The organism is Paraburkholderia sp. XV (assembly GCF_020177535.1).
Taxonomy (GTDB): domain Bacteria; phylum Pseudomonadota; class Gammaproteobacteria; order Burkholderiales; family Burkholderiaceae; genus Paraburkholderia; species Paraburkholderia caribensis.
Genome location: NZ_JAGUUD010000253.1, coordinates 1 through 2,000, shown reverse-complemented (window position 1 = coordinate 2,000; position 2,000 = coordinate 1). Strand labels below are relative to the sequence as shown.

Annotated in this window: 2 protein-coding genes; both read right to left on the bottom strand. The window is 65.7% G+C overall.

Annotation, left to right across the window (positions count from 1 at the left end; all coding sequences use genetic code 11):
- Positions 1-299 precede the first annotated feature (299 nt).
- A complete protein-coding gene (locus tag KFO72_RS41760) occupies positions 300-686 on the bottom strand; it encodes a DUF3331 domain-containing protein (RefSeq protein WP_224099895.1) in 387 nt (128 codons plus the stop codon).
- Between the two features lie 70 nt (positions 687-756).
- On the bottom strand, positions 757-1,722 hold the full coding sequence (locus KFO72_RS41755; protein WP_054932433.1) for a helix-turn-helix domain-containing protein: 966 nt from the start codon (positions 1,720-1,722) through the stop codon (positions 757-759).
- Between the last annotated feature and the right edge of the window lie 278 nt (positions 1,723-2,000).

Here is a 2,000-nt window from a genome sequence, read left to right as displayed (position 1 = left end):
CCGCCCCGCACAGGGGCGACGCCTGAAGCGAGCTAACGTCACGCGGATGCCAGCGAAAAGGCCGATAACACCGAACGGCGACGCCTGAAGCACGCTAACGTAACGCGGATGCCAGCGCAAAGGCAAACACACCGAACCGCCGCTCCGCGAAGGCAAAACGCGGATGCCAGATCCCATCTTGCACGACTCGCCCGTTCGCGGTCGCGTCGCGCCCCAAGCCGGGGACCATGCCACATGTGCCGCGTGATTCGCATTGCAGGGGACATCGCACGCCGCCTGCCTGACACGACTCGCCCTGTTCAGAGGGTGGCCGCGTCGCGCAGGACGGACGCCAGGATCATCGCATCGCCATTGACGGGCGTGGGCCGTGGATTTGGCTTGTACACGGCGTCGCCGGGGCGGATGGCCTGGCCGCTCATCGCGCAAAAGCCCGGCATGCGCGCGCGCGCCATGCGCCAGACCTGATCGCCGAAACAGCCGCGCGTGGAATCGCGCCACGCGATGGTGGCCGTCGACGGCGTCGGGCGGTCAATCAGCGTCACCTGCGCGCCCACGGGCTCATCCGCGCTGCGCGTCTTGTGACGCGGCTGTGCTGCGGCTTCCGCGACGGCCATCAGGCACGACGCCGTCCCTAGCAGACCGATGGTCTGGGTCCATGGGTCCATCACGTTTGCGTTTGCCAGCATGTCGAAACTCCTGTGGAAAGCGATCGGTTCGGGCGAGGCTGCTGCGCTGTCGAAGGCACGGGACGGCGCGTTAGCGCGCGTCGTTGGTCTTTTCTTTCCAGCGATGCGGCGTTTCGCCGACGAACTTCTTGAACACGGTCGTGAAGTGGGCCTGCGAGCGGAATCCGCAGCTGAGGGCGACATCCATCACGTTGTGCTTCGATGTCACGAGCAGATGTTGGGCATGCTCGACACGCCGGCGCAGCAGGTATTCGTGCGGACGCACGCCCGTTGCGCGGCGGAACTGCGCGGCGAAATGCATGCGCGTGAGGCCCGCGCTCGCGGCGATGTCGGCAAGCCCGATCGGTTCGGCGAGGTGAGCGTCGACGAACTCGATCACGCGGTTCATGCGCCATTGCGGCAGCGGCGCGGCTTCGCGCGAACGGCGCGTGGCACCGGCGAAATGACGCGCGACGATGTGCGACACGATTGCGAGGCTGACGCTGTCGGTGAACATCTTGCCGAGCGCGGCGTCGTTGCTCTGCGAGACGGCCAGTGCCTGGCCCAGACGCTCGAGCACGGGGTCGCGGATGAGTTCGGGATCGTCGAGCACGATGCCGGTGTCGCGCGAGTGCTGGAACAGGTCCTGATAGCACTCGGCGAGGACCTGTTGCGACACGAACAGATGCAGCACGTCGGCGGACGACGCGAACACGGCCTTGGTCGGCACGGCGGGCGCGGTGACCTGAACGGCGCCTGCCGTCAGGCGGCCGTGCACGAGCCTGCGTCCGGCGTGATCGAAGGTCATTGCCGCGCACTTCAGGTTCAGGCCGATGCAGTGATCGTCGGCGCTTCCTTCGTTCGATACTTCGAGCGGCGCGTCGCCGTTGTGGGTCCAGCGCATGACGACGACGTTATCGCGCTGGGTCGCGGCGTCGTGCGCGGACGCGGACGCGGTCATGCGGCGCCATTGCTGTTCGGCGACGATGGGGGATGCCTGGCGGCGCGACACGACATCGGCTAGCGGGGCGTGCAGGTCGAGCATTGTGGTGGTCATGGCAGGTTTTTCCCGTTTCAGTGATTTGATTGCGGCCTGGATGTCGCTGCCGCGATGGAATCAAAGTTAAACGGATGAGCCTGGCGCGACTAGCCGTACATAGGGTTGCCCTTGCAGTCGAATGGTTGTGTCAACCTATATGAAGGTTTAATGGGCGTCGGCGCGGACGCGGCGCGGGTTGAGGTTTGGTTTGGTTTGGTTTGGTTTGGTGTGTTCTGGCCGCTGCGCTGGCATCCGCGTTTTGTTAGCTCGCTTCACGCGTCGCCCCTGTGCGGGGC